The organism is Cellulomonas sp. SG140 (assembly GCF_025770785.1).
Classification (GTDB): Bacteria; Actinomycetota; Actinomycetes; order Actinomycetales; family Cellulomonadaceae; genus Cellulomonas.
Genome location: NZ_JANZLA010000001.1, coordinates 455,002 through 479,839 on the forward strand (window position 1 = coordinate 455,002; position 24,838 = coordinate 479,839).

The 24,838-nt window shown below is 72.5% G+C and carries 24 protein-coding genes and 2 riboswitches; of the genes, 8 read left to right on the top strand and 16 right to left on the bottom strand.

Translation table 11 applies throughout. The annotated features are described in order from the left end of the window. The first annotated feature begins 70 nt into the window (after positions 1-70). From N0B34_RS02100 to N0B34_RS02110, 3 genes are read left to right on the top strand one after another with little or no spacing between them, the layout of a single operon-like run. Positions 71-1,339, top strand: coding sequence for a magnesium transporter MgtE N-terminal domain-containing protein (locus N0B34_RS02100; protein WP_263729555.1), 1,269 nt, complete (start codon positions 71-73; stop codon positions 1,337-1,339). Next, the gene (locus tag N0B34_RS02105; RefSeq protein ID WP_263729556.1) at positions 1,332-1,850 is read left to right on the top strand and encodes a DUF1003 domain-containing protein; all 519 of its coding nucleotides are present in this window, start codon (positions 1,332-1,334) and stop codon (positions 1,848-1,850) included. The genes N0B34_RS02100 and N0B34_RS02105 overlap by 8 nt, the downstream gene beginning before the upstream one ends. A 59-nt stretch (positions 1,851-1,909) precedes the next feature. Continuing rightward, complete coding sequence (locus tag N0B34_RS02110; RefSeq protein WP_263729557.1) at positions 1,910-3,076, top strand: Mrp/NBP35 family ATP-binding protein; 1,167 nt, start codon at positions 1,910-1,912, stop codon at positions 3,074-3,076. Positions 3,077-3,142: 66 nt separating this feature from the next. Here the strand turns inward: N0B34_RS02110 and N0B34_RS02115 are convergent, their stop codons facing one another. From N0B34_RS02115 to N0B34_RS02135, 5 genes are all read right to left on the bottom strand, one after another. Further along, positions 3,143-3,940, bottom strand: coding sequence for an exodeoxyribonuclease III (locus N0B34_RS02115; RefSeq protein WP_263729558.1), 798 nt, complete (start codon positions 3,938-3,940; stop codon positions 3,143-3,145). 43 nt (positions 3,941-3,983) lie between these two features. Further along, positions 3,984-4,463, bottom strand: a complete 480-nt coding sequence (locus tag N0B34_RS02120) for a VOC family protein (RefSeq protein ID WP_263729559.1) — start codon at positions 4,461-4,463, stop codon at positions 3,984-3,986. Between the two features lie 137 nt (positions 4,464-4,600). Beyond that, entirely contained in the window at positions 4,601-5,482 is an 882-nt protein-coding gene (locus N0B34_RS02125) for a bifunctional methylenetetrahydrofolate dehydrogenase/methenyltetrahydrofolate cyclohydrolase (protein WP_263729561.1), read from the bottom strand. Beyond that, on the bottom strand, positions 5,482-6,759 hold the full coding sequence (gene glyA / locus N0B34_RS02130) for a serine hydroxymethyltransferase (protein WP_318529955.1): 1,278 nt from the start codon (positions 6,757-6,759) through the stop codon (positions 5,482-5,484). The genes N0B34_RS02125 and glyA overlap by 1 nt, the downstream gene beginning before the upstream one ends. A gap of 70 nt (positions 6,760-6,829) precedes the next feature. Beyond that, positions 6,830-6,919, bottom strand: a riboswitch (ZMP/ZTP riboswitch). A gap of 96 nt (positions 6,920-7,015) precedes the next feature. After that, positions 7,016-7,540, bottom strand: coding sequence for a MarR family winged helix-turn-helix transcriptional regulator (locus N0B34_RS02135; RefSeq protein WP_263729562.1), 525 nt, complete (start codon positions 7,538-7,540; stop codon positions 7,016-7,018). 41 nt (positions 7,541-7,581) lie between these two features. Between N0B34_RS02135 and N0B34_RS02140 the strand changes: the two genes are divergently transcribed. Continuing rightward, on the top strand, positions 7,582-8,538 hold the full coding sequence (locus tag N0B34_RS02140; protein ID WP_263729563.1) for a DMT family transporter: 957 nt from the start codon (positions 7,582-7,584) through the stop codon (positions 8,536-8,538). Here N0B34_RS02140 and N0B34_RS02145 read toward each other — a convergent pair. Beyond that, on the bottom strand, positions 8,525-9,055 hold the full coding sequence (locus N0B34_RS02145; protein ID WP_263729565.1) for a GNAT family N-acetyltransferase: 531 nt from the start codon (positions 9,053-9,055) through the stop codon (positions 8,525-8,527). The two genes, N0B34_RS02140 and N0B34_RS02145, sit on opposite strands and share 14 nt — an antisense overlap. A gap of 48 nt (positions 9,056-9,103) precedes the next feature. Between N0B34_RS02145 and purU the strand changes: the two genes are divergently transcribed. After that, positions 9,104-9,970, top strand: a complete 867-nt coding sequence (gene purU, locus N0B34_RS02150; protein ID WP_263729567.1) for a formyltetrahydrofolate deformylase — start codon at positions 9,104-9,106, stop codon at positions 9,968-9,970. Between the two features lie 123 nt (positions 9,971-10,093). On the opposite strand, the gene N0B34_RS02155 is transcribed toward purU, so the two are convergent. The 3 genes from N0B34_RS02155 to mmsA all read right to left on the bottom strand — a co-directional run bounded on the left by N0B34_RS02155 (position 10,094) and on the right by mmsA (position 14,123). Next, entirely contained in the window at positions 10,094-11,197 is a 1,104-nt protein-coding gene (locus N0B34_RS02155) for a sugar-binding protein (RefSeq protein WP_263729568.1), read from the bottom strand. 68 nt (positions 11,198-11,265) lie between these two features. Further along, positions 11,266-12,546, bottom strand: a complete 1,281-nt coding sequence (gene mmsB / locus N0B34_RS02160) for a multiple monosaccharide ABC transporter permease (protein ID WP_263729569.1) — start codon at positions 12,544-12,546, stop codon at positions 11,266-11,268. A gap of 29 nt (positions 12,547-12,575) precedes the next feature. Beyond that, positions 12,576-14,123, bottom strand: a complete 1,548-nt coding sequence (gene mmsA / locus N0B34_RS02165) for a multiple monosaccharide ABC transporter ATP-binding protein (protein ID WP_263729570.1) — start codon at positions 14,121-14,123, stop codon at positions 12,576-12,578. Positions 14,124-14,429: 306 nt separating this feature from the next. On the opposite strand from mmsA, the gene N0B34_RS02170 reads away from it, so the two are divergent. Beyond that, positions 14,430-14,711, top strand: coding sequence for a DUF167 domain-containing protein (locus N0B34_RS02170; protein WP_263729571.1), 282 nt, complete (start codon positions 14,430-14,432; stop codon positions 14,709-14,711). 27 nt (positions 14,712-14,738) lie between these two features. Here the strand turns inward: N0B34_RS02170 and N0B34_RS02175 are convergent, their stop codons facing one another. The 4 genes from N0B34_RS02175 to N0B34_RS02190 form a co-directional block, all read right to left on the bottom strand. Further along, positions 14,739-15,551 (bottom strand): ATP-binding cassette domain-containing protein, encoded by an 813-nt coding sequence (locus N0B34_RS02175; protein ID WP_263729572.1) that lies wholly within the window; start codon positions 15,549-15,551, stop codon positions 14,739-14,741. Between the two features lie 35 nt (positions 15,552-15,586). After that, positions 15,587-16,777 (bottom strand): ROK family transcriptional regulator, encoded by a 1,191-nt coding sequence (locus N0B34_RS02180; protein ID WP_263729573.1) that lies wholly within the window; start codon positions 16,775-16,777, stop codon positions 15,587-15,589. Between the two features lie 169 nt (positions 16,778-16,946). Beyond that, on the bottom strand, positions 16,947-17,939 hold the full coding sequence (locus tag N0B34_RS02185; protein WP_263729575.1) for a malate dehydrogenase: 993 nt from the start codon (positions 17,937-17,939) through the stop codon (positions 16,947-16,949). A 69-nt stretch (positions 17,940-18,008) separates the two neighbouring features. After that, entirely contained in the window at positions 18,009-19,226 is a 1,218-nt protein-coding gene (locus N0B34_RS02190; protein ID WP_263729576.1) for an NADP-dependent isocitrate dehydrogenase, read from the bottom strand. 176 nt (positions 19,227-19,402) lie between these two features. On the opposite strand from N0B34_RS02190, the gene N0B34_RS02195 reads away from it, so the two are divergent. After that, positions 19,403-20,395, top strand: coding sequence for an aquaporin (locus tag N0B34_RS02195; protein WP_263729577.1), 993 nt, complete (start codon positions 19,403-19,405; stop codon positions 20,393-20,395). A gap of 47 nt (positions 20,396-20,442) precedes the next feature. Here N0B34_RS02195 and N0B34_RS02200 read toward each other — a convergent pair whose 3' ends face one another. Beyond that, the gene (locus N0B34_RS02200; RefSeq protein ID WP_263729578.1) at positions 20,443-21,765 is read right to left on the bottom strand and encodes an NAD(P)/FAD-dependent oxidoreductase; all 1,323 of its coding nucleotides are present in this window, start codon (positions 21,763-21,765) and stop codon (positions 20,443-20,445) included. Between the two features lie 181 nt (positions 21,766-21,946). On the opposite strand from N0B34_RS02200, the gene N0B34_RS02205 reads away from it, so the two are divergent. Beyond that, positions 21,947-22,264: a DUF3017 domain-containing protein gene (locus N0B34_RS02205; protein ID WP_263729579.1), complete on the top strand. Its 318-nt coding sequence runs from the start codon at positions 21,947-21,949 to the stop codon at positions 22,262-22,264. A 76-nt stretch (positions 22,265-22,340) separates the two neighbouring features. Here N0B34_RS02205 and purH read toward each other — a convergent pair whose 3' ends face one another. Next, positions 22,341-23,966, bottom strand: a complete 1,626-nt coding sequence (purH, locus tag N0B34_RS02210) for a bifunctional phosphoribosylaminoimidazolecarboxamide formyltransferase/IMP cyclohydrolase (RefSeq protein WP_263729581.1) — start codon at positions 23,964-23,966, stop codon at positions 22,341-22,343. Between the two features lie 47 nt (positions 23,967-24,013). Then, positions 24,014-24,105: riboswitch (ZMP/ZTP riboswitch) on the bottom strand. A gap of 3 nt (positions 24,106-24,108) precedes the next feature. Then, positions 24,109-24,792, bottom strand: a complete 684-nt coding sequence (purN, locus tag N0B34_RS02215; protein WP_263729582.1) for a phosphoribosylglycinamide formyltransferase — start codon at positions 24,790-24,792, stop codon at positions 24,109-24,111. Positions 24,793-24,838 lie beyond the last annotated feature (46 nt).

Here is a 24,838-nt window from a genome sequence, read left to right on the forward strand (position 1 = left end):
GCGGGGATGTGCCTAGGGCAGCCCGGCACGCCCGGTGCCGTGCGGAGGCGCACCGCTTAGGCTCACCTGCGTGAGCGCCGCCGGGACCCGCGTCTTCGTCGCACGGCTCGCGGGCACCATGGTGTTCGACCCCCTCGGGGACCAGGTCGGCCGGGTCCGCGACGTCGTCGTCCTGGTGCGCCCGAAAGGGGCGGCGCGCGCGGTCGGGCTGGTCGTCGAGGTGCCGGGACGGCGGCGCATCTTCCTGCCGCTCACGCGGGTGACGGCGATCGACCCCGGTCAGGTGATCTCCACCGGCCTGCTCAACATGCGCCGCTTCGAGCAGCGCGCTGCCGAGACGCTGGTCGTGGGTGAGCTGCTGGACCGGACGGTGGACCTCGTCGACGGCTCGGGCGCGGTGCTGATCGAGGACGCCGCGATCGAGCGGCAGCGCAACGGCGACTGGTTGGTCACCCAGCTGTTCGTCCGGCGCGCCCGCCACGGTGGAGGGCTGCTGCGCCGCCGCGGCGAGACGATGCTCGTCGGCGCCGACCAGGTCAGGGGTCTCACCCGCTCCACGGAGGCCCAGGGCGCAGCCCTGCTCCTGGCCCAGTACGTCGACCTCAAGCCCGCCGACCTGGCGGACGTCCTGCACGACCTGACCACCGCACGCCGGCTCGAGGTGGCCGCGGCGCTGGACGACGAGCGCCTCGCCGACGTGCTCGAGGAGCTGCCGGAGGACGACCAGGTCGAGATCCTCCAGGTCCTCGACGTGACCCGCGCGGCGGACGTGCTCGAGGCGATGCAGCCCGACGACGCCGCGGACCTGCTCGGCGAGCTGCCGGACGCGCAGCAGGCCGAGCTGCTGGACCTGATGCAGCCCGAGGAGGCGCGCGACGTCCGACGGCTGCTCGCCTACGAGGACAACACGGCCGGCGGTCTGATGACCACCGAACCGGTGATCCTCGGGCCCGAGACGCCGATCGCCGCCGCCCTCGCGCACGTCCGACGGCAGGACCTCAACCCGGCGCTGGCGTCGATCGTCTTCGTCGCCCGCCCGCCGCTCGAGACGCCGACCGGCCGGTTCATCGGCGTGGTGCACCTGCAGCGGATGCTGCGCGAACCGCCGCACCAGGCGATCGGGGCGATCGTCGACACCGACATCGAGCCCGTGACCGCGGACGCGCCGCTGCTCAGCGTCACCCGGGAGCTCGCCACCTACAACCTGCTGGTGCTGCCGGTGGTCGACGCCGAGCGCCGGCTGCTGGGGGCCGTGTCCGTGGACGACGTGCTGGACCACCTGCTGCCGGAGGACTGGCGCGAGGTCGACGACGAGGCGACGGGTGAGCAGCATGGCTGAGCGCCGGCTCGACACCCCGCGCGAGCAGGGCCGCACGTGGCGGCCTGCGCTCGACCCGGATGCCGTGGGCCGCGGTGCGGAGGCGTTCGCCCGGTTCATGGGCACCGGGCGCTTCCTGCTCTACATGACGGCCTTCATCATCGTGTGGGTCATCCTCAACGTCGTCGGGCTGGTCGGCCGCTGGGACCCGTACCCGTTCATCCTGCTCAACCTCTGCTTCTCCGTTCAGGCGTCCTACGCGGCGCCGCTGATCCTGCTCGCGCAGAACCGGCAGGACGACCGCGACCGGGTCGCCCTCGAGCAGGACCGGCAGCAGGCGGAGCGGAGCCTGGCGGACACCGAGTTCCTCGCACGCGAGATGGCGGCGCTGCGCATCGCGCTGTCGGAGGTCGCCACCCGGGACTTCGTGCGCTCCGAGCTCAGGGCCCTGCTGGAGGACCTGACCGAGCGGGAGCCGGAGACCGGTCCGGCCGCAGCGGCCGACGACGCACGCGCCACCCCGCAGGCCTGACCCGGCGGGGGGACCAGCGTCACAACGGCCGGACGGGCCACCGCACCTACGATTGCCCCATGCCGACCGACACCCCGCCCACCGCCACGCCTCCTGCCACCGACGGGCTCGAGGAAGCGATCCGGGCGGCGCTCGCGCGCGTGCAGGACCCGGAGATCCACCGGCCGATCACCGAGCTGGGCATGGTGCGCTCGCTCGAGCTGGACGGCGGCCGCGTCGTGGTCGGCATCGACCTGACCGTGCCGGGCTGCCCGTTGAAGGACACGCTGCAGCGGGACGTCACGGCCGCGGTCGCCGCGGTGCCGGGCGTGGACGAGGTGGTGGTCCAGCTCGGGTCGATGACGGCCGAGCAGCGTGCCGAGCTGCGCTCCCGGCTGCGTGGCGGCGCCGGCGAGCCCGTCATCCCGTTCGCCCAGCCGGGCTCGCTGACCAGGGTGATCGCCGTGGCGTCCGGCAAGGGCGGCGTCGGCAAGTCCTCCGTGACGGCCAACCTCGCGGTGGCGATGGCCCGCCAGGGGCTGTCCGTCGGCGTGGTGGACGCCGACATCTACGGCTTCTCGCTGCCGCGCATGCTCGGTGCCGACCGTCCGCCCACGCAGGTGGACGACATGCTGCTGCCGCCCGAGGCGAACGGCGTGAAGGTGGTGTCGATCGGCCAGTTCGTCGCCCCCGGACAGCCGGTCGTGTGGCGCGGTCCGATGCTGCACCGAGCCCTGCAGCAGTTCCTCGCGGACGTGTTCTGGGGCGACCTCGACGTGCTGCTGCTCGACCTGCCGCCCGGGACGGGCGACATCGCCATCTCGGTGGCCCAGCTGCTCCCCGCCTCGGAGCTCGTGGTGGTCACCACCCCGCAGGTCGCCGCGGCCGAGGTCGCCGAGCGCGCCGGTGCCGTCGCTGTGCAGACGCGGCAGCGGGTGATCGGCGTCGTGGAGAACATGTCCTGGCTCGAGCAGCCGGACGGCACCCGGTTCGAGCTGTTCGGTGCCGGCGGGGGCGCTCGGGTCGCCGAGAGCCTGTCGCGGATCACCGGGACGGACGTGCCGCTGCTGGGTCAGGTGCCGCTCGACGTGTCGCTGCGCGAGGCGGGCGACGGCGGGACGCCCGTCGTGGCCGCCGACCCGGACGCACCGGCCGCGCGGGTGCTCGCCGACATCGCCAAGCGGCTCGCGGTCCGCCCGCGGGGGCTGGCCGGGCGCTCGCTCGGGCTCTCCCCCGTCGGCCGCTGACGGAGCCGATCCGAGCGCGGTACCACCCCATCGCGTCGGACCGGACGCGGTCCCGGACGGGGGCCCTCAAGCGTCGAACTCGACCACCAGCGGGGCGTGGTCGCTGAACCGCTCGGCGTACGACGGCGCGCGGTCCACCGTCGCCCCGATGGCCAGGGGAGCCAGCGGCCCCGACGCGAGCTGGTAGTCGATCCGCCACCCCGCGTCGTTGTCGAACGCCTTGCCCCGCCACGACCACCACGTGTACGGCCCGGGACCGTCGCCGCCCAGCTCGCGCCCCACGTCGTGCCAGCCGAGCTCGTCGAACCAGTGGTCCAGGTACGCCCGCTCCCGCGGCAGGAAGCCGGCGTTCGCCAGGTTGCCCTTCCAGTTCTTGATGTCCATCTCGCGGTGGGCGATGTTCAGGTCACCCCCCACCACGGCGAGCCCACCCGCCTGTGCCAGCTCCCGCAGCCGTGCACCGACGTGCTCGCAGAACGCGTACTTCTCGTCGAGCGACGGCGTTCCCACCGTCGCCGAGTGCAGGTACACCGACACGACCGTCAGCGTCCGACCGTCCGGCAGCGTGACGTCCGCCTCGACCCAGCGTCCGGCGTCGCCCGTCGCTCCGGTCCCCAGGCCGACGCGGACGGCCGTCATGGGCAACCGCGACGCGATCGCCACGCCGGCCCGCCCCTTCGCCGCCCCCGCCTCGTGCGCGAGGTCCCACTCGGCCGGGTCGAGGTGGTCGGCGAGGATCTCGTCCGACCCGCGGACCTCCTGCAGCAGCAGCACGTCCGGCTGACGCTTGTCCAGCCACTGGCCCATGCCGCGGCGGAAGGCGGCACGGATGCCGTTGACGTTGACGGTGGCGACGCTCAGCACCGGGACATGGTGCCCGACGCCACCGACATCCCGGCCGACCAGGTCAGCGACCGGCGTAGGCCGCCTCGAGCTGTGCCACCTCGAGCTTCGACATCGTGAGCATCACGGCCATCGCGCGTGCGACGCCGGCCGGGTCCGGCCCGCTCATCACGCGCGTCAGCCCGGCCGGCACCACCTGCCACGACAGGCCGAACCGGTCGACCAGCCACCCGCACCGACCCGGCTGCCCGCCGTCGGCGGTCAGCGCGTCCCAGTACCGGTCGACCTCCTCCTGGGTGTCCACCTGCAGCAGCACGGAGAAGGCCGCGTCCAGCCGGAGGGCGGGGCCGCCGTTCAGGAACGTGAACGGCACGCCGACCAGCTCGAGCTCGACGATGAACGGCGCACCGTCCGCCACCCCTGGCGTGCCGGCCGGCGCCTGCACCACCGAGGTGACCCTCGTGTCCGGCAGCAGTGCGGCGTAGTGCTGCGCCGCTGGCAGCGCCTGGTCGTCGAACCACAGGTGCGCGCGAACCGTCGTCATGACCGACCCCGTCCCCGGCGCCCCCTGCGGGCACCGTCAGCCGTACCGACCGCCCGCACCACGCGATCTCATCGCCGGGCGGACCGGCCCCGCGCCCCGGGGTGGCACGCGGCACCGGTCCGGCGCCGGCGACCCGCTCAGGCGAGGATGCGCTCCGCGGCCTCGACCACGTTGGTGAGCAGCATGGCCCGCGTCATCGGGCCGACGCCGCCCGGGTTGGGTGACACCCATGCCGCCACCTCGCGCACCGCCAGGTCGACGTCGCCCACCACGCGCGACCGGCCCGTCGCCGGGTCGGTCACCCGCGAGACCCCGACGTCCACGACGACGGCGCCAGGTCGCACCATGTCCGCCGTCACGATGCCCGGCACCCCGGCCGCAGCGATCACCACGTCGGCGTTGCGTGTGTGCGCCGCCAGGTCGGCCGTCCCGGTGTGGGTCAGCGTCACCGTGGCGTTGAGCTCTCGGCGCGTGAGCAGGAGCCCGATCGACCGTCCGACGGTCACGCCCCGTCCGACGACCACCACGTCCGCCCCGCGCAGGTCCACCCCGTGCCGGGTGAGCAGCTCGACGATGCCGCGCGGCGTGCACGGCAGCGGCGACGTCACCGGCTCGTTCACCCGCAGCACCAACCGGCCGAGGTTGGTCGGGTGCAGACCGTCGGCGTCCTTCGCCGGGTCGATCAGCTCCAGCACGCGGTGCGTGTCGATGCCCTTGGGCAGCGGCAGCTGCACGATGAAGCCCGTGCACTCCGGGTCCTCGTTCAGCCGGGTCACGGCAGCCTCGATCTGCTCCTGCGTGGCGTCCGCCGGCAGGTCCTCGCGGATCGACGCGATGCCGACCTGCGCGCAGTCGCGGTGCTTGCCCTCGACGTAGAGCCGCGAGCCGGGGTCGTCCCCCACCAGCAGCGTGCCGAGCCCGGGGCGCAGCCCCCGGGCCGCCAGCGCGGCGACCCGGGAGGTGAGCTCGTCCTTGATGGCAGCCGCCGTCGCGGTGCCGTCCAGCAGCCGTGCCGGCATCAGTACTGCTTCAGGCCGGCGTAGAGCGGGAACGCCTCGGTCAGCCTGGCGACCCGGGCGCGCAGCGCGTCGATGTCCGCGCCGGCGCCGTCCACCAGCGCGGTGGCGATCACGTCGGCGACCTCGGTGAACTCCGCCGCGCCGAAGCCCCGGGTGGCCAGGGCCGGCGTTCCGATCCGCAGGCCCGAGGTGACGCGCGGGGGGCGCGGGTCGAACGGCACGGCGTTGCGGTTCACCGTGATGCCCGCGTCGTGCAGCAGGTCCTCGGCCTGCTGGCCGTCCAGCGGGGAGTTGCGCAGGTCGACGAGCACCAGGTGCACGTCCGTGCCACCGGTGAGCACCGAGACCCCGGCGTCCCGCACGTCCGCCGCCGACAGGCGCTCGGCGATGATCTTGGCGCCCTCCAGGGTGCGGCGCTGCCGGTCGGCGAACTCCGGGGTGCCGGCGATCTTGAACGCCACGGCCTTGGCAGCCACCACGTGCATCAGCGGACCACCCTGCTGACCAGGGAAGACAGCCGAGTCGATCTTCTTGGCGTACTCCTCGCGCGACAGGATGAAGCCCGAGCGCGGACCGCCGATCGTCTTGTGCACGGTCGACGAGACGACGTCCGAGTACGGCACGGGCGAGGGGTGCAGGCCGGCGGCGACGAGGCCGGCGAAGTGCGCCATGTCGACCCAGAGCTTGGCGCCGACCTCGTCGGCGATCTCCCGGAAGGCCGCGAAGTCGAGGTGCCGCGGGTACGCCGACCAGCCGCCGATGATGACGGCCGGACGGTGCTTGAGCGCCGCCTCGCGCACCGCCTCGGGGGTGATCAGGAACGACTCGGGGTCCACCCCGTACGCCGCGACGTCGTACAGCCGGCCGGAGAAGTTGATCTTCATGCCGTGGGTCAGGTGACCGCCGTGCGCCAGCTGGAGGCCGAGGATCCGGTCGCCCGGGGTGGCCAGCGCGTGCAGCACGGCCGCGTTGGCGGTCGCACCCGAGTGCGGCTGCACGTTGGCGTGCTCGGCGCCGAACAGCGCTTTGGCGCGGTCGATCGCGATGGTCTCGGCGATGTCGACCTGCTCGCAGCCGCCGTAGTACCGCTTGCCCGGGTAGCCCTCGGCGTACTTGTTGGTCAGCACCGACCCCTGGGCCTGCAGCACCGCGCGGGGGACGAAGTTCTCGCTGGCGATCATCTCCAGCGTGCCCTGCTGCCGTGCGAGCTCACCGTCGAGGACGGCGGCGATGTCGGGGTCGAGCTCGGCGATGGACTGATCCATCAGATCGGTCATGGTGGCGCTCCGTTCGCAGTCAGCGGTTCCGGCGGCCGGCGACGGGCACCCGGCACCGTGGTGAGGGGTGACCGGGGGCCCAGGCGTCCGACCCGCTGGTCCTGCAGCTGCGTCGCTCCCCGGTGGTGACCCACCCGTTGCGCCAGTCGCGACGGGCCAAGACTACCAACGGGCCCGTCGCCTGCCGCCAGCCCGTCTCAGGACGACGGGCCCGTCTCACGACCACCGCACGCGGCGACGATCGGACCGGGGCCCGTCAGTCGTGCGCGGGCGGCTCCTCGAGCGCCGCCAGCCACACCCGCAGGATCTGCTCCAGCTGCCCGGCTTGCTCCTCGCCGATCATCGCCACCAGCCGGTGCTCGTTCGCGATGTGCTCCGTGTAGGCGGCGTCGATCACCTCGCGGCCCCGTGCGGTCAGCGCGACCACCCGACCGCGGCCGTCGTGCGCGTCGCGACGACGTTCGACGAGCCCGGCCCGCTCGAGGCGGTCGATCCGCTTCGTCATGCCGCCCGTGGTCACCAGGGTGTGCTCGGCGAGGTCGCCGGCGCTGCGCTCGAACGGCGCACCACCGCGCCGCAACGTGGCGAGCACGTCGAAGTCGCCCTCGCCCAGGCCGTGCCTCCGGTAGACCTCCACGAGCCGGTCGGTGAGGTGGTTGGCCACCCGGTGCAGGCGCGTGACGACTCCCTGGGGGCTCACGTCGAGGTCCGGCCGCTCCCGCTCCCACGCCGCCCGCAGCAGGTCGATGCGGTCCGGGCCCTGTACCCCGTCGTCCGTCATGCTCGCAGCGTATATCTTCCCAGTCAGGTACCATCCCTTCCATGGAAGGTAACTGGCGCGCCTCTGCCACCACCGCGATCGCCCCCGTCGCGTGGGGTGCCACCTACTTCGTCACGCGGCACGCCCTGCCGGCCCAGCTACCGCTGTGGGGCTCCGCGCTGCGTGCCCTCCCCGCCGGCCTCGTGCTGCTCCTCGTCGCCCGACGGCTGCCGCGCGGCCGCTGGTGGTGGCGCTCCGCCGTGCTGGGCCTGCTCAACACCAGCGTGTTCTTCGTGCTCGTGTACGTCGCCTCGCAGCGCCTGGAGACCAGCACCGCGTCGACCGTCATGGCGACGTCGCCCTTCGTCCTGATGCTGGTGGCCCGGCCGCTGCTCGGCCAGCACCCGACCCGCGCCGCGCTCGTCGGCGCCGCGCTCGGCGTGCTCGGCGTCGTCGCGATGCTGACGACGGGCGCTGCGCGCCCGGACCCGCTGGGCATCGCGGCCTCGGTCAGCGCGATGGTGATGTCGTCGGTCGGCTACGGGCTCGCGACACGCTGGCGCGACGACGTCGACGTGATCAGCTCGACGGCCTGGCAGCTGGTGGGCGGCGGTCTGCTGCTGACACCGGCAGCCCTGCTGGTGGAGGGTCCGCCGCCGCACCTCGGACCGGAAGCGCTCCTCGCCTTCGCCTACGTGACGCTGGTCGCCACTGCGGTCGCCTACCTGGCCTGGTTCTCCGGGCTGCGCCGACTGCCGGCCTCCGCCGTCGGCCTGCTCGGGCTGCTGAACCCGGTCACCGGGGTGACGCTCGGCCTGCTGCTCGGCGGCGAGCGGCTCGGCCCGCTCCAGGTGGTCGGCACGACCACCGTGCTGGTCGCCGTGCTGGTCGGTCAGCCGTCGACGGCCGCCGTCGTCGCACGCCTCCGGGACCAGCTGGTCCGGGGCGCTGCGCCCGTCCGGAGCTCAGCCGACGAGCCCGCGCGGCTCACCGAACCGTGCGGCGTCAGTCCTCGGTAGCGGCACCGTCGTCGACGGGCTCCAGCTCCTCGCCGGGGTCCCGGCCCAGGAACCGACGCAGGTAGGCGTAGGTGAGGTCCCCGGCCGTCCGGTCGTGCTGGTACTCGTAGCCCCGCCGCGTGTACATCGCGATGTTCTGCACCGAGTCCCGGGCGGTGAAGATCCACACCTCGCTGATGCCGTCCGGCAGGAAGGCCGCCACGGCGTCGAGCAGGTGGGTGCCCACACCCTTCCCCTGCTGGTCGGGCGCCACCGCGAACCGGCCGAGGGTCGCCTTCGACCCTTCGACCAGCACCCGGATCGAGCCCACCAGCCGGTGCTTCTGCCACATGCCGACGGTGATCACGCCGGGCGCGGACAGGTCCGTCCGCAGCTCCTTGAGCGTCTGCGTCAGCGGCGGGATGAAGGGGTCGTTGGCGAGCTGCGCCTCGGTCACGAACGCGGCCCGGCGCAGCGTCAGCAGCTCGCCGGCGTCCTCCGCGGTGACCAGGCGGATCTCGGTGTCGTCGGCCGTCATGCGGCCATCGTCCCAGGCCTCGCGCCGACCGCACTACTCTCGGGCCTCGTGTCCCCCACCACAGACACCGACGCCACCAACTGGGTGCTGACCCTGTCCTGCCCCGACCGCCCCGGCATCGTCGCCGCGGTCGCCGGGCTGCTGGCCGAGCACGGGGGGAACATCACCGAGTCGCAGCAGTTCGGGGACGCCGACTCGGGCCTGTTCTTCATGCGCGTGCAGGTCACGGCGGCGGCCTCGCGGGAGGCGCTGGAGACGGCGCTCACCGCGCTGACGCAGCGGTTCGATCTCACCTGGGAGCTCGACGTCGCCGGCCGACCGGTCCGGACCCTGGTGATGGTCTCCACCGCGGCGCACTGCCTGAACGACCTCGCGTTCCGCCAGCGGTCGGAGGGCCTGCCGATCGACATCGTGGCCGTCGTGTCCAACCACGAGGTGCTGCGCCCGCTGGCCGACTTCTACGACATCGCCTTCCACCACCTGCCGGTCAGCCCCGACACCAAGGCGCAGGCCGAGGCACGGTTGCTCGAGCTGGTCGACCAGCTCGACGTCGAGCTCGTGGTGCTCGCCCGCTACATGCAGGTGCTGTCCGACGACCTGTGCCGGCGCCTGCCCGGCCGGGTGATCAACATCCACCACTCGTTCCTGCCGTCGTTCAAGGGCGCCCGCCCGTACGCCCAGGCGCACGCCCGCGGGGTCAAGCTGATCGGCGCGACGGCGCACTACGTCACGGCGGCGCTCGACGAGGGCCCGATCATCGAGCAGGACGTCGAGCGGGTGGACCACAACCGCACCGTCACCGACATGGTGCGCCTCGGGCAGGACGTCGAGCGCCGCGCGCTGGCCCGTGCCGTCCGCTGGCACGCCGAGCACCGGGTGCTGCTGGACGGCGGCCGCACCATCGTCTTCCGCTGAGTCCTCCGCTCGCGCGAGCTGCTCAACCGGCTCGAGCTGCTTGCGCCGGCCTGACGCCCGGACACGCCGCGAGGGCCCCGCACCTTCCGGTGCGGGGCCCTCGTGCGTGCTGTGCTGACGGAACTACTTGGTCAGCGGGGCCAGCGTCGGGTCGTTCGCGTAGACCTGGGCCGCGTTGGCCTTGGTCACGATGACCGGGGTCAGCAGGTAGGCCGGGACGACCTTGACACCGTTGTTGTACGACTTGGTGTCGTTCACCTGCGGGTCCTTGCCGGCCTGCAGGTCCTTGATCGTCTGGACCGTCTGCTTCACCAGCTCGCGGGTGTCCTTGTAGATGGTGGAGTACTGCTCACCAGCCATGATGGACTTCACGGACTCGACCTCGGAGTCCTGACCGGTGACGACCGGCAGGTCCTTGCCGGCCTGCTTGACCGAGGTCATCGCAGCGCGGCCGAGGGTGTCGTTCGGGGACAGGATGCCGTCGAGCTTCTTGTCCGTGTAGGTGCCCGCGAGGATCGTGTCCATGCGCTTCTGGGCGTTCTCAGCCTTCCAGCCCTGGGTCGAGACCTGCTCGATCGTGGTCTGGCCGGAGGGCACGACGAGCGTGCCGTCCTTGATCTTCGGCTCGAGCACGGACATCGCACCGTTGAAGAACGGAGCGGAGTTCGCGTCGTCGGGAGAACCGGCGATGAGCTCGATGTTGTAGGGACCGTTGCCCTTGCGCGCCTTGAGGCCGTCCAGCAGGGCCTGGCCCTGCAGCTGGCCGACCTTGTAGTTGTCGAACGCGATGTACAGGTCCACGGCGTCCGTGTTCTTCAGCAGACGGTCGTACGCGATGACCGTCGCGCCGGAGGACTTGGCGTCCTTCAGCTGGCTGCCGAGCTGCGAACCGTCGATGGCACCGACGACGATGACCTTGGCCTTCTGCTCCACCATGGAGGAGATCTGGTTCTGCTGCTCGGTCACACCGCCGTTGGCGAACTGGACGAGCGGCTTGAAGCCGGCGGCCTTGAGGTCGTCGTTGAACAGGCTCTCGGCGAGGACCCAGTTCTCCGAGGTCTTCTGCGGCAGGGCGACACCGATGGTGGCGTCGGCAGCGAAGCCCTTGGCGGCGGCGCTGGAGCCGGCCGAGGAGGCCGCGGTGGAACGCGAGTTGGACGAGCAACCGGTGAGCACCAAGGCCCCGGCGGCGCCGACCGCGATGGCCGCGACTGCGAACTTCTTCATGGGATATCGCTTTCTTGTCGGGCACCCGTCATTGGGTGCGGGTGTAACAGCGGAAATCTGCGGGAGGACTAGCCGCGGGCTGCCGTCTCGCCGGCGCTGACCGGCACGGAGGGCTGCTCGCTGGTTCCGGGCGTGATGATGTCGTTGCGACGGTTCCGGAAGAGCGTGCCGATGATCGACGGGCGGCCCTGGATCTTGTTGTAGACGTCGAACGCCACGGCGGCGAGAAGCACCAGGCCCTTGATGATCTGGGTGCGGTCGGAGCCGACGCCCATCAGCTGCAGGCCGTTGTTCAGGACGGCCATGACAAGACCACCGATCATCGACCCGATCACGGTGCCGACACCGCCGGAGACCGCCGCACCACCGATGAACACGGCGGCGATCGCGTCGAGCTCCCAGCCGGTGCCGTCGAACGGGCCGGAGGCCGTCGAGCGACCGATGAACACGATGCCGGCCAGGGCGGACAGCAGGGACATGTTCATCATGACGACGAAGTTGGTCCGCTTGATGTTGACGCCGGACAGGGCCGCCGCCGCACGGTTGCCACCGACGGCGTACACGTGCCGACCGGTGATCGTCCGGGCCGAGACGAAGTGGTAGATGATCACGAGCACCACGAGGATCACGCCGGAGATCGGGAACGACGTGCCCGGGCGGCCGGAGCCGAACAGCCAGGTGACGTAGGCCAGCAGGCCGACGATCAGCACGGTGCGGATCACGGAGACGATGACGGGCAGCTGGGCACCGCCGAGCTTGGCGGCCTTGGCGCGGCGGCGGAACTCGACCCACACGGTGAAGACCATCGCGAGGATGCCGAGCAGCAGCGTCGAGTTGTTCAGGCCGGTGTTCGGGCCCCACTCCGGCAGGTAGCCGGCGCCGAGGTACTGGATCTGGTTGGGCACCGGGATGGTGTTCGACTTGCCGATGTACTGGTTGGCACCGCGGAACAGCATCATGCCGGCCAGCGTGGTGATGAAGCCGGGGATCCCGACGTAGGCGACCCACGCACCCTGCCAGGCACCGATCAGCGCTCCGACGGCCAGACCGAGCAGCACGCCGAGCCACCACGGGATGCCCCAGTCGCGGATCGCCAGCGCCACCACGATGCCGACCACGGCGGCGACCGAGCCGACCGACAGGTCGATGTGCCCGGCGATGATCACCAGCACCATGCCGATCGCCAGGATCAGCACGTAGGCGTTGCCGTTGATGATGTTCTGCGCGTTGGTCGGCGTCAGAACCTTGCTGTGGGTCGTGATCTGGAAGATCGCGATCAGCGCCACGAGGGCGAACACCATGCCGAACTGGCGGGCGCCACCGCTGAACAACTGCTTCAGAGACTTCATCGTCGAGATTCCTTCGTGCCCGAGAGGCTTCAGTGGGTGGCGGCCGAGGCCGCGCCGGTCATGAGGCGCATGAGGGACTCCTGCGTGGCGTCCGCCCTGTCGACGACGCCCGTGATGGCGCCCTCGAAGATCGTGTAGATGCGGTCGCACAGACCGAGCAGCTCAGGCAGCTCGGAGGAGATGACGACCACTCCCTTGCCGGCGTCGGCGAGGCGGTTGATCAGGCCGTAGATCTCGAACTTCGCGCCGACGTCGATGCCACGGGTCGGCTCGTCGAGGATCAGCAGGTCCGGCTCCGGGAACATCCACTTGCCGAGCAGCACCTTCTGCTGGTTGCCGCCGGAGAGCTTGACGACGCCCTCGTTGACCGAGTTGGCCTTGACGTTCAGCGCCTTGCGGTACCGGTCCGCCGCGAGGTACGCCGCGTCGGGGTCGATCACCGAGTGCTTGGAGATCCGTCGCAGGTCCGCCGCGACGACCGTGTCCTGGATGGTGTCGAGCAGGTTGAGCCCGAGCGCCTTGCGGTCCTCGGGGACGTAGGCGACCTTGTGGTCGATGGCCTGCTGGACCGTGTGGATCGACACGGGCCGGCCGTCGATGATGATCTGGCCGCCCAGGTACCGCCCGTAGGAACGACCGAAGAGCGAGCGGGCCAGCTCGGTGCGACCGGCACCCATGATGCCGGCGAACCCGACGATCTCGCCGCGACGGACGTGGAAGCTCGAGCCCTTGCACACGAGGCGGCCCGGCACCTGCGGGTGCTCGACGGTCCAGTCGCGCACCTCGAAGAACGTGGAGCCGATGTTCGGCGTGTGCTCGGGGAACCGGGCCTCGAGGGACCGGCCGACCATCCCCCGGATGATCCGGTCCTCGTCCACGCCGCCGGCGCCGACGTCCAGCGTCTCGACCGACTTGCCGTCGCGGATGATGGTGATCGAGTCGGCGATGGCGGCGATCTCGTTGAGCTTGTGGGAGATCATGATGCTGGTCAGGCCACGGGAGCGCAGGCCGCGCAGCAGGTCGAGCAGGTGCGCCGAGTCGTCCTCGTTCAGGGCGGACGTGGGCTCGTCCAGGATGAGCAGCTTCACGTTCTTGGAGAGCGCCTTGGCGATCTCGACGAGCTGCTGCTTGCCGACGCCGATGTTCTTGATCACCTCGTCGGGCGACTCGTCGAGGCCGACGCGCGCCAGCAGGTCGACCGCACGACGACGGGCCTCGGCCCAGTCGATCCCGAACGAACCCGTGACCTCGTTGCCGAGGAAGATGTTCTCCGTGATGGAGAGCTCGGGGATCAGCGCGAGCTCCTGGTGGATGATCACGATCCCCGCGTGCTCGCTGGACTTGATGTCCTTGAACCGCACCTCTTCGCCGAGGTAGTTGATCTCGCCCTCGTAGGTGCCGTACGGGTAGACACCCGACAGCACCTTCATCAGCGTCGACTTGCCCGCACCGTTCTCCCCGCAGATCGCGTGGATCTCACCGGCACGAACCTGCATGCTCACCCGGTCCAGCGCCCGGACTCCCGGGAACACCTTGGTGATCGACCGCATCTCCAGGATGACTGGGCCGTCCGTCATTTCACGCTCCTCGTGCCACACTGCACACCGCGACCCCGCGGGTCCGGACAGACACTAGGCAGGGCACCCCATCGCGTCAACTCATGAACGCAAGGCCGTGTCCTTACCCTCACCGCATCGTGACCTTGCCGTGACATTGGCGTCCGTTGCCATCCACGGGGTCTGAGTGTGCCCGGGTGCTCGCGTCCGGATCCGCCCGAGTTCAGGCACTGCGAGGCGTGCCGCAGTCCTTGTCATCACTTCTTGAACCCTAGATCGGTGCCCGTGAAGTTCACCCGGCCGCACCGCATGCGGCACGATCACGCCATGCGTCTGGAGATCCGCGTGCGGCCGGGCTCGTCACGGACGGGCGTCGGCGGGGAGCACGGCGGTCGGCTGGTCGTCAGCGTCCACGAGCGGGCGGTCGACGGGAAGGCGACCGACGCGGCGCTCGACGCCGTCGCCGAGGCGCTCGCAGTCCCCGCCCGTCGGGTCCGGCTGGTGCGCGGTGCCACCAGCCGCGACAAGCTCGTCGAGGTGGAGACGCGCGACGACGTCGAGGAGGCCGCGCTCGTCGCACGGCTCGAGCAGCTGCGCTCCTCCGGCTGACGACCGCAGACGACCGGTCGGCGCGCCTCAGATCACGGAGCGGAGGTGCGAGACCGGCCGGTTCGACGAGGCGCCGGTGATCGCCGCGATGATCGCCTCGTAGCTGGTGGTCGCCGTGTCGAACGAGCCGTTGTTGCGGCCGTGGCGGAGCACCTCGATCCGGTCCGAGACGGAACGGACGTCGTTCATGTTGTGGCTGATGAGCACCACGCCGAGCCCGAGGTCGCGCAGCCGCTCGATGTGGGTCAGCACCTCGGCGGTCTGCGCCACGGACAGCGCGGCGGTCGGCTCGTCGAGCACGACGAGCCGGGGCTGACCGACCAGCGTCCGCGCGATGGCGACGGCCTGGCGCTGGCCGCCCGACAGCGTGCGCAGCGGCGAGTGCACCGACGGGATGCCGGCGGTGATCTGCTGCAGGATGCGCCGAGCCGTCTGCTCCATGCGCTCCTCGGCCAGCCAGCCCCCGGACGCGCGCACCTCCTGGCCCAGGAAGATGTTGGCCGTCACGTCGAGGTTCTCGCACAGCGCGAGGTCCTGGAAGACGGTGGCGATCCCGAGCTCGCGGGCCGCCTTGGCCGAGGTGATGCTGGCCGGCTCGCCGTCGAGCTCGACCAGACCGGCGTCGGGACGCAGCACGCCGGCGATGACCTTCGCCAGGGTGGACTTGCCGGCGCCGTTGTCGCCGACGAGCGCGACGACCTCGTGCGCGCGCACCTCGAAGTCGACCCCGATCAGGGCCTCGACGGCACCGAACCGCTTGGTCACTCCCTGCATCGACAGCAGGGGTGGGCGGATGTCGGGCGTCGTCGCCGTCATGCTCTCCTGCTCCTCGTCGGTCATGGGTCCCGTCAGTGAATCGGTGCGGACGTCCACAGTCAACCAACCCCCCAGCGTCCGACCGGCTCGTCCTCGACCGCCCTCACCAACAGATCGGTCGACGACAGCACGAGCAGGAGGGCACCCATCACCTCGGCGTTGGCGCCGAGGTCCGCGGGGACCACCTCGAGGGGTGCGATCTGGTTCAGCAGCACACGGCGGCGGATCGCCTCGCGCATCGGTCCGAGCAGGATCTCCCCCGTCTCGGCCAGCTCGCCGCCGACCACGACGCACTGCGGGTTGACGGCCATGCCGAGGCCCGCGACGACCACACCGATGGTCGCACCGGCGTCGGCGACGATCTGGCGGCAGCCGGGGTCACCGGCGAGCGCCTGGGCGATCACGTCGCGGAGCGCCAGCGTGCCGTGGCTCGCGCGCAGCGGGGCGAGCAGCGCCTGCGCACCGACCACCGTGTTGAGGCACCCGCGGCTGCCGCACAGGCAGATGTCGCCGCCCGCGTCGACCTGCACGTGGCCGATCTCCCCCGCCGTCCCGGCGAACCCGCGGTGGACCTGACCGCCGATGACGATGCCGCCGCCGACGCCGTACGAGGCACGCACGTACACCGAGTCCTGGTAGCCGCGGGAGGCGCCGATGCGGCTCTCGGCCAGCGCGCCGAGGTTGGCGTCGTTGTCCACGAACACCGGTCGGTTCAGCCGCTTGGACATCACGTAGCCCACGGACACGTCGTCCCAGCCGCGCATGATGCCGGGCACCGAGATGGTGCCGGTGGCGACGTCGACCGGCGCGGGGAGGGCGATGCCGATGCCGAGCACCTCGTCCAGGGCGGACCCGACGCGCTCGAGCAGGTCGACGATCAGCAGAGCGGCGCGGTCCAGGCTCGTGTCCGCACGGTGCTCGGGCGGCAGCGGCAGCGTCTGGTCGGCCAGCACCTCGTGCGAGGCGTCGGCCAGCGAGATGCGCAGGTGCCGCAGGCCGATGTGCACGCCGACCGCCACCCCGGTGCGGTGCGCGAGCGTGACCAGCTGGGCGCGGCGACCGCTGCGGACCGTGGTGCGGACCTCGACGACCCCGGCGCCGAGCAGCTCCTTGACGATGTTGGACACCGTCGCGGCGGACAGGCCGGTGGTGCCGGCGAGCTCGACCTGGGTCAGACCGCCGAAACGACGGACGGCGTCGACGATCAGCGCGCGGTTCGCCCCTCGCAGGGCGGACTGCGACCCCGACATCGTCCTCGCCCTCCCGCCGCGCCACGCCGCGCCGGAGGCGGCGCCGCTTCATCGGCGCACCGGGCCTGCCCGGGCGGTTTCTGGGTGAATCAAACCACCGATCGTCAAGACCTCGCCCCGGCAGGCGCGGCGGCCGACCGGGGCGAGGTGGTGACGAGGACGGTGCGGATCAGACCAGGCCGAGGGCGCGGACCTGGGCCCGCTCCTCCTCCAGCTCGGCGACCGAGGCGGCGAGCCGCTCCCGCGAGAAGGCGTCGAGCTGCAGGTCGGGCACGATGGTGAAGCGCCCGTCGGCCGCCGTGACGGGGAACGAGGAGACCAGCCCCTCGGGGACGCCGTAGGAGCCGTCGGACACCACGCCGGCCGACGTCCAGTCCCCCGCCGGGGTGCCGTGCACCCAGGTGTGGACGTGGTCGATGGCGGCGTTGGCGGCCGACGCCGCCGACGAGGCGCCGCGCGCCTCGATGATCGCCGCACCGCGCTTGGCCACCGTCGGGATGAACGTCTCGCGGACCCACGTCTCGTCACCGACCACGTCGGCAGCCGGGCGACCGCCGATGGTCGCCTGCGTGATGTCCGGGTACTGGGTGGCGGAGTGGTTGCCCCAGATGGTGAGACGCGCGATGTCCGACACCGTGGCACCGGTGCGGGCCGCGAGCTGCGCGACCGCACGGTTGTGGTCCAGACGCGTCATCGCGGTGAAGCGGTCGGCCGGGACGTCGGGCGCGTGCTGCTGGGCGATGTAGGCGTTGGTGTTCGCGGGGTTGCCGACGACCAGGACCCGCACGTCGTCCGCGGCACCGGCGTTGATGGCCGCGCCCTGGGGGCCGAAGATCCCGCCGTTGGCGGTGAGCAGGTCGCCGCGCTCCATGCCGGCGGTGCGCGGGCGGGCCCCGACGAGCAGCGCCACCTGGACGCCGTCGAACGCCGCCGTCGCGTCGTCATGGATGTCCGTGCCCGCCAGAAGCGGGAACGCGCAGTCCTCCAGCTCGAGCGCGACGCCCTCGGCCGCCTTGACCGCCTGCGGGATCTCGAGCAGGTGCAGCCGGACGGGGGTGTCGGGGCCGAGCAGCTGGCCGGAGGCGATCCGGAACAGCAGCGCGTAGCCGATCTGGCCGGCCGCGCCGGTCACCGTCACGTGCACGGGGGTGGGTGCGGACACGTTCGTTCTCCTTCGAATCGATCGCGCGGCGGCCGGCCGCCGGGTGGTGCTGCTGTCGAGGTCAGGGCCTCAGGCGAGGCGCGCCGCGAGGTTCTCGTCGAGCTGGGCGAGGAACTCCTCCGTGGTGAGCCACGGCTGCTTCGGGCCCACGAGCGAGGCGAGGTCCTTGGTCATCGCGCCGGACTCGACCGTCTTGATGACGACGTCCTCGAGGGTCTCCGCGAAACGCGTCACCTCGGGCGTGCCGTCCAGCGTGCCGCGGTGCTTGAGGCCGCCGGTCCACGCGTAGATCGAGGCGATCGGGTTGGTGGACGTCGGCTTGCCGGCCTGGTGCTGGCGGTAGTGCCGCGTGACCGTGCCGTGAGCGGCCTCCGCCTCGACCGTCTTGCCGTCGGGGGTCATCAGCACGCTGGTCATCAGGCCGAGCGAGCCGAAGCCCTGCGCGACGGTGTCCGACTGCACGTCGCCGTCGTAGTTCTTGCAGGCCCAGACGTAGCCGCCCTCCCACTTGAGGGCGGAGGCGACCATGTCGTCGATCAGGCGGTGCTCGTAGGTGAGCCCCGCCGCGTCGAACTGCGCCTTGTACTCGGTCTCGAACACCTCGGCGAACAGGTCCTTGAACTGACCGTCGTACGCCTTGAGGATCGTGTTCTTGGTCGACAGGTACACCGGGTAGCCGCGCTGCAGCCCGTAGGCGAACGAGGCGCGCGCGAAGTCCTTGATCGACTCGGTGAAGTTGTACATGCCCATCGCCACGCCGCCGGCCTCGGGGTAGACCACGACGTCCTGGCTGATCGGCGCGGAACCGTCCGCCGGCGTGAAGGTCAGAGTCAGCGTGCCCGCGCCCGGGACGACGAAGTCGGTGGCGCGGTACTGGTCGCCGAAGGCGTGACGGCCGATGACGATCGGCTTGGTCCAGCCGGGGACCAGGCGCGGGATGTTGCTGATGATGATCGGCTCGCGGAAGACGACGCCGCCGAGGATGTTGCGGATGGTCCCGTTCGGGCTCTTCCACATCTTCTTCAGGCCGAACTCGGCGACGCGGGCCTCGTCGGGCGTGATCGTCGCGCACTTGACGCCGACGCCGTGCTCGGCGATCGCGTGCGCCGCGTCGATGGTCACCTGGTCGTCCGTGGCGTCCCGGTGCTGGATCGACAGGTCGTAGTAGAGGAGGTCGACGTCCAGGTACGGGTGGATCAGGCGGTCCTTGATGAACTGCCAGATGATCCGGGTCATCTCGTCGCCGTCGAGCTCGACGACCGGACCGACGACGCTGATCTTCGCCATGATGCGGGCTCTCCTGTGGGCCGGGGCCGGCACCGCTGGGTGCCGCGCGCCAGATTACTCGACATCGAGAGACTTTGCGGCGTGCGTCCGGCCGGACCGGCCTGACGCACCACAGGACCGGCTGGCATGCTGGGGGCCGATCCCCCGATCTCCACCCGTACTCAGACAGGACGGCCATGTCCCAGCAGAAGCCCGACCCCGCCGACATCACGGCGGCGACCGCGTCCGACGTGCCCGTCGAGACCGAGGCCGTCCCGGCCGGCACCCGCCCCGAGGCGGTGTCGGAGCCCGAGGAGCTGGCCGACGTCACCGCCGAGGGCGAGCTGGTGCTCGACGAGGACGTCGAGACCTACGTCGAGGGGCCGTCGCTGGCGGCCAAGCTGGGCGTCGAGGCCCTCGGCACGTTCGTGCTCGTGTTCGCCGGTGTGGGCGTCGCCCTGTACTCCGCGTTCAGCGGCGTCGGCGGCACCCTGGCGGTCGCGCTGGCCTTCGGCATCGCCGTGCTGGCGGGCATCATCGCGTTCGGCCGGGTCTCCGGCGGGCACTTCAACCCCGCGGTGACCCTGGGCGCGGCGGTGGCCGGCCGCGCCCGCTGGGCCGACGTGCTGCCCTACTGGCTGGCCCAGGTGGTCGGCGGCGCGCTCGGTGCGGCCGTGCTGTTCCTGACGGTGCCGAGCGGTCTGCCGCAGATCCTCGGTCACCAGTCCGGTGGCGTCCGCGCGCTGTTCAGCACCGTGTCCACCGGCTACGGCACCCACTCGCCGCTGGCGCACGTGCTGGCGCAGAACCAGATCACGTCCGACGTCACGTTCGGCGTCGGTGCCGCCCTGCTGGCCGAGGCTGTCGGCACGGCGATCTTCGTCGCGGTGATCCTCGGCGCAACCGACCGTCGCGCCAACCTGCAGCACGTCCCGTTCGCGGTCGGCCTCACGCTGTCCGCCGTGATCCTGGTGCTGCTGCCGATCACCAACGCGTCGGTGAACCCGGCCCGGTCGCTCGCGACGGCGATCTTCTCCGAGAGCTGGGCGCTCAAGCAGGTCTGGCTGTTCTGGGTGGCACCGCTGCTCGGCGCCGCCGTGTCCGGCCTGCTGTACCGGGCCTTCGCACGCGAGCCGGTCGAGGACGACCTGTTCGGCGAGGAGGAGGCCGAGGTCGTCGTCGTGCCCTGAGGCAACGCCCGCACCGCGCGACGCCCGTCGCCTGCCTCCCCGCGAGGTCAGGCGGCGGGCGTCCTGCTGAGCAGGGTGCGCAGCGGGACGTCGGGGTCAGCAGCTGCCGCGGCGTCGACCCGCGGCAGCTCGGCGCCGCCGAACGCGCGCCGGGCCGGACCGACCTCCCGGTGCCGGTCGACGACCAGGACCGCCGTGACACGGTCACCGGCGAGCCAGAGGACGCTCCAGCCGGCGGACGCCGTGGGGTCGCCGCGGACGACGACCTCGTCGGCGGCGCCGGGCTGGCCGAGCAGCACCAGGTCGTGGCCCAGCTGGGTGGAGAACACCTCCGGCGCGGGGTCGCCCAGCGCGGGGTCGGTCAGCGCCGGGTCGTCCGGCGAGGGCTCGTCCGCACGGTGGCCGCCGCTGCCCACGCCTGCCCCGTCCAGTGCGACCAGATGGCGCGCCAGTGCCTCGGGCCCCCGCAGCGCCGCCTCCCAGTGGCCGCCCGGGACCCAGCCGTGCCGGGCCGACCGACGCACCGCCACGTCGCCGACGGCCCAGAGGCCGGGGACCGGCCGATGATCCGCCAGCACCCGGTACCGCTCGTCGACCCGCACGGCCCCGGACGCGTCCCGCGGCAGCGTGTCCCCCAGCCAGCCGGTCGCCGGCCGGGCACCCACCGCGGCCAGCACCGTGGCCGCAGGCAGCCGTCGGCCGTCGGCCAGCCGGACGCCGCCGTCCTCCACGGCGGCGACGGACGCGCCGGTCAGCAGCTCGACGCCGGCCGCCGCGTACCAGGGTGCGGTCAGCGCACCGACCCGGGTGCCCAGGGCGGCGCTCAGCGGGGCGTCCGCGGCCTCCACGACGGTCACCGGGCTGCCGCTCGCGGCGACCACGCCGGCCACCTCGGCACCGATCCAGCCGGCGCCGATCACCACCAGCGGCCCGCCGTCCGCGAGCGCGGCACGCAGCTGGTCGGCGTCGCCCGCCGTGTGCAGCGTGCGGGCGGAGCCCCAGGCGGGAGGCCGGACGGCATGCGCACCGGTCGCGAGCACGACGTGGTCGGCGTGCACCGGGCCGGTGTCCGTGTCGACGCCGGGTCGTCCCGGCTCGTCGAGCAGCAGGGCGCGCGCGGGTCGGTCCAGCTCGACGCGGTCGGCGAGAGCCGCGACGTCCACCCCGAGCTCGTCGGTCAGCCAGGCGGGTGCGGTGCGGTCGAGGAGGTGCTTGGAAAGCGGCGGGCGGTCGTACGGCGGCACGCCCTCGGCACCGAGCACGTGGATGCTCCCGTCGAACCCGGCGGTGCGCAGCTCGGCCACGGTGCGCGTGGCGGCGAGCCCGGCACCGACCACCAGGACCTCACGGGCGGCCGGGTTGCTGCGCACCGGGCCACGGTAGTCTGCCAAGAGGGAGGCACGGATGGGCGCTGAGCATGCGGTCGGTCGTGCGCCGACAGGCGCACCGACCTCCGGTGGCGCACCCCGCACACCCTCCGCCACCGCGTCCACGTGGCCACGGATCGATGCGGGCGGCCCCTCGACGAGCAACCTCGGCGCGGTGGCACCGATGGCCACGCCCTCCCCGTCGCCCGCATCGGGAGCCGTCCCGCTGGTGGTGCGCCGCCGGCCGCGCCTGCCGCGTTCGGTCCTGCTGGTGGTGGTCGGTGTCGCGCTCGTGGTGGTCGCTGCCCTGGTGCTCGGCACCCGTGCGGCGGCGGGTCTGCTCGCGCTGCAGCTGCTCGTGTGCGCCGTCGTGCGGGCCGTCCGGCCGGCCCCCGGACCGAACGCGTTGGCGGTGCGCTCACGCGCTCTCGACGTGCTCACGCTGACGACGTTCGCCCTGGTCCTCGGCGTGCTCGCGGCGATCGTCCCCGGCGCGCGCTGACCGCTGCCGCGGCAACAACCGGCACGGGACCGGCTCGTCCGGGACCGCCGTCTGCGCGGTCCCGGACGGCGCCCGCTCAGTGGGCGAAGTGCCGCGTCCCGGTCAGGTAGAGGGTGACGCCGGCCGCCTTCGCCGCCTCGATCACCTCCGGGTCCCGCACGGAGCCGCCCGGCTGCACGACGGCGCGCACCCCGGCGTCCAGCAGCACCTGGAGGCCGTCGGCGAACGGGAAGAAGGCGTCCGACGCGGCGACCGAACCGCGCGCCCGCGCCTGACCGTCCGCGTCGGCGCGCTCGACGGCCAGCCGGCACGAGTCGACGCGGTTGACCTGCCCCATCCCGACCCCGACCGAGGCGCCGTCCGCAGCGAGCAGGATCGCGTTCGACTTCACCGCCCGGACGGCGCGCCAGGCGAAGGCGAGATCGGCCAGCGTGGCGTCGTCGGCGGCCTCGCCCGCAGCGAGCGTCCACGTGGTCGGGTCGTCGCCGGCGGCGTCGATCCGGTCCGCCTGCTGCACGAGGAGGCCACCGCTGATCGACCGCTGCTCGAGGCGGGCGGCGGGCGGGGCGTCCACGACCAGGAGGCGGACGTTCTTCTTCTGGGACAGCAGCTCGAGGGCGTCGTCGTCGAAGGCCGGCGCCAGGACCACCTCGGTGAACACCGGCGCGATCTGCCGGGCCGCCGCGAGGGTGATGGGCACGTTGGCCGCGATCACGCCACCGAACGCCGACACCGGGTCGCAGGCGTGGGCCTTGGCGTGGGCGTCCGCCACGTCCGTGCCGACGGCGATGCCGCAGGGGTTGGCGTGCTTGATGATCGCGACTGTCGGCTGGTCGCCGTGGTCGTGAGCCGCACGCCAGGCCGCGTCGGCGTCGACGTAGTTGTTGTAGCTCATCGCCTTGCCGTGCAGCTGGGTCGCCTGGGCCAGCCCCCGCGCACCGTCGCCTGCGGTGTACAGCGCCGCGGCCTGGTGCGGGTTCTCGCCGTACCGGAGCACCGCCGAGCGCGTCCACGTGCCACCGACCCACGCGGGGAAGCCGGTGTGCTCGCCCTCGACCTCGTCGGTGCTGGTGGCGACGTTGCCCATCCAGGAGGCGACGGCCACGTCGTAGGTCGCCGTGTGCACGAACGCCTCCGCCGCCAGCCGGGTGCGCTGGGCGAGCGTGAAACCGCCCGCCGCGACGGCCTCGACCACCGCCGGGTAGCCGGACGGGTCGACGACGACGGCGACGCTCGGGTGGTTCTTCGCGGCGGCCCGGACCATCGAGGGGCCGCCGATGTCGATCTGCTCGACGCACTCGTCGACCGAGGCGCCGGAGGCCACCGTCGCGGTGAACGGGTACAGGTTGACGACCACCAGCTCGAACGGCGCCACGCCGAGGTCCTCGAGCTGGGCCAGGTGCTCCGGCCGGCGGGTGTCGGCGAGGATCCCGGCGTGCACCCGGGGGTGCAGGGTCTTCACACGGCCGTCGAGGCACTCGGGGAAGCCGGTCAGCTCCTCGACGCGGGTCACCGGGACGCCCGCGCCGGCGATCGTCGCGGCCGTCGAGCCGGTGGACACCAGCTCGACGCCGGCCGCGTGCAGCGCGGTGGCGAGCTCGACGAGACCCGTCTTGTCGTAGACGGAGACGAGCGCGCGGCGGACCGGACGGCGACCGTCGCCGGTCGGGGTTGCGGCGGACTGGCTGGGCTGCTGGGACATCGAGCACTCTCCCGGGTCAGGGCGCCGCGGTCACGGCGCGGGGCGGACCCGGGCACCCAGGCGGACGGTGCACGGACGACGGTGGTGCGGCCGCTCCCCGGTGGTGATCCACCTCGGTTCGCCAGTCACGGCCGAGGCCATGCTATCCGGCGACCGGGGCACCGCCGAGCCGGACGTGACGGCCGTCGACGCTGAGCCCCTCCCGGACCACCCGTCCGACGACGTCGACCAGCAGCTCCCGCTCGACGGTCTTGATGCGCTCGTGCAGCGTCGCCTCGTCGTCCCCGTCGAGCACCGGTACCGCCGACTGCGCGACGATCGGGCCGGAGTCGACGCCCTCGTCGACCACGATCACCGAGCAGCCGCTGACCTTGACGCCGTGCGCGAGGGCGTCCCGGACGGCGTGCGCACCGGGGAAGGCCGGAAGCAGCGCGGGGTGCGTGTTGAGCGTGCGGCCACCGTGCTCGGCGAGGAACGCCCGGCCGACCAGACGCATGAACCCGGCGAGGACCACCAGGTCCGGGGTGAACACCCGGACCGCGTCGGCGAGCGCCCGGTCCCACGCCGCGCGGTCGGGGAAGTCCGCCGGGGCTACGACGGCGGTGGCCACGCCGGCCTGCCGCGCGCGCTCGAGCGCCCTGACGCCGTGCCGGTCGGACACGACGGCCACGATGCGCGCGCCGTACGCCGGGTCGGCGTGGGCGGCCAGCAGGGCGTCGAGCGTCGAGCCCGTGCCGGAGACCAGCACGACGACCCGCCCCGCGGTGCTCGTGGACGGTGCGGGCGGGGTCGGGCCGGGAGCGGTGGGGCCGGGAGCGGCGGTCACGGGGGAACCCTAACCGGGCGCCGGCGGACGCCCGACGCCCCCGTCC

Excerpts from the sequence above, each read along its gene's own strand:
- N0B34_RS02105 (WP_263729556.1), top strand. The coding sequence starts at position 1,332 with ATGGCTGAGCGCCGGCTCGACACCCCGCGCGAGCAGGGCCGCACGTGG.
- N0B34_RS02110 (WP_263729557.1), top strand. The coding sequence starts at position 1,910 with ATGCCGACCGACACCCCGCCCACCGCCACGCCTCCTGCCACCGACGGG.
- N0B34_RS02120 (WP_263729559.1), bottom strand. The coding sequence starts at position 4,463 with ATGACGACGGTTCGCGCGCACCTGTGGTTCGACGACCAGGCGCTGCCA.
- N0B34_RS02125 (WP_263729561.1), bottom strand. The coding sequence starts at position 5,482 with ATGCCGGCACGGCTGCTGGACGGCACCGCGACGGCGGCTGCCATCAAG.
- glyA (WP_318529955.1), bottom strand. The coding sequence starts at position 6,759 with ATGACCGATCTGATGGATCAGTCCATCGCCGAGCTCGACCCCGACATC.
- N0B34_RS02135 (WP_263729562.1), bottom strand. The coding sequence starts at position 7,540 with ATGACGGACGACGGGGTACAGGGCCCGGACCGCATCGACCTGCTGCGG.
- N0B34_RS02140 (WP_263729563.1), top strand. The coding sequence starts at position 7,582 with ATGGAAGGTAACTGGCGCGCCTCTGCCACCACCGCGATCGCCCCCGTC.
- N0B34_RS02145 (WP_263729565.1), bottom strand. The coding sequence starts at position 9,055 with ATGACGGCCGACGACACCGAGATCCGCCTGGTCACCGCGGAGGACGCC.
- N0B34_RS02155 (WP_263729568.1), bottom strand. The coding sequence starts at position 11,197 with ATGAAGAAGTTCGCAGTCGCGGCCATCGCGGTCGGCGCCGCCGGGGCC.
- mmsB (WP_263729569.1), bottom strand. The coding sequence starts at position 12,546 with ATGAAGTCTCTGAAGCAGTTGTTCAGCGGTGGCGCCCGCCAGTTCGGC.
- mmsA (WP_263729570.1), bottom strand. The coding sequence starts at position 14,123 with ATGACGGACGGCCCAGTCATCCTGGAGATGCGGTCGATCACCAAGGTG.
- N0B34_RS02170 (WP_263729571.1), top strand. The coding sequence starts at position 14,430 with ATGCGTCTGGAGATCCGCGTGCGGCCGGGCTCGTCACGGACGGGCGTC.
- N0B34_RS02175 (WP_263729572.1), bottom strand. The coding sequence starts at position 15,551 with ATGACCGACGAGGAGCAGGAGAGCATGACGGCGACGACGCCCGACATC.
- N0B34_RS02180 (WP_263729573.1), bottom strand. The coding sequence starts at position 16,777 with ATGTCGGGGTCGCAGTCCGCCCTGCGAGGGGCGAACCGCGCGCTGATC.
- N0B34_RS02190 (WP_263729576.1), bottom strand. The coding sequence starts at position 19,226 with ATGGCGAAGATCAGCGTCGTCGGTCCGGTCGTCGAGCTCGACGGCGAC.
- N0B34_RS02195 (WP_263729577.1), top strand. The coding sequence starts at position 19,403 with ATGTCCCAGCAGAAGCCCGACCCCGCCGACATCACGGCGGCGACCGCG.
- N0B34_RS02205 (WP_263729579.1), top strand. The coding sequence starts at position 21,947 with ATGGCCACGCCCTCCCCGTCGCCCGCATCGGGAGCCGTCCCGCTGGTG.
- purH (WP_263729581.1), bottom strand. The coding sequence starts at position 23,966 with ATGTCCCAGCAGCCCAGCCAGTCCGCCGCAACCCCGACCGGCGACGGT.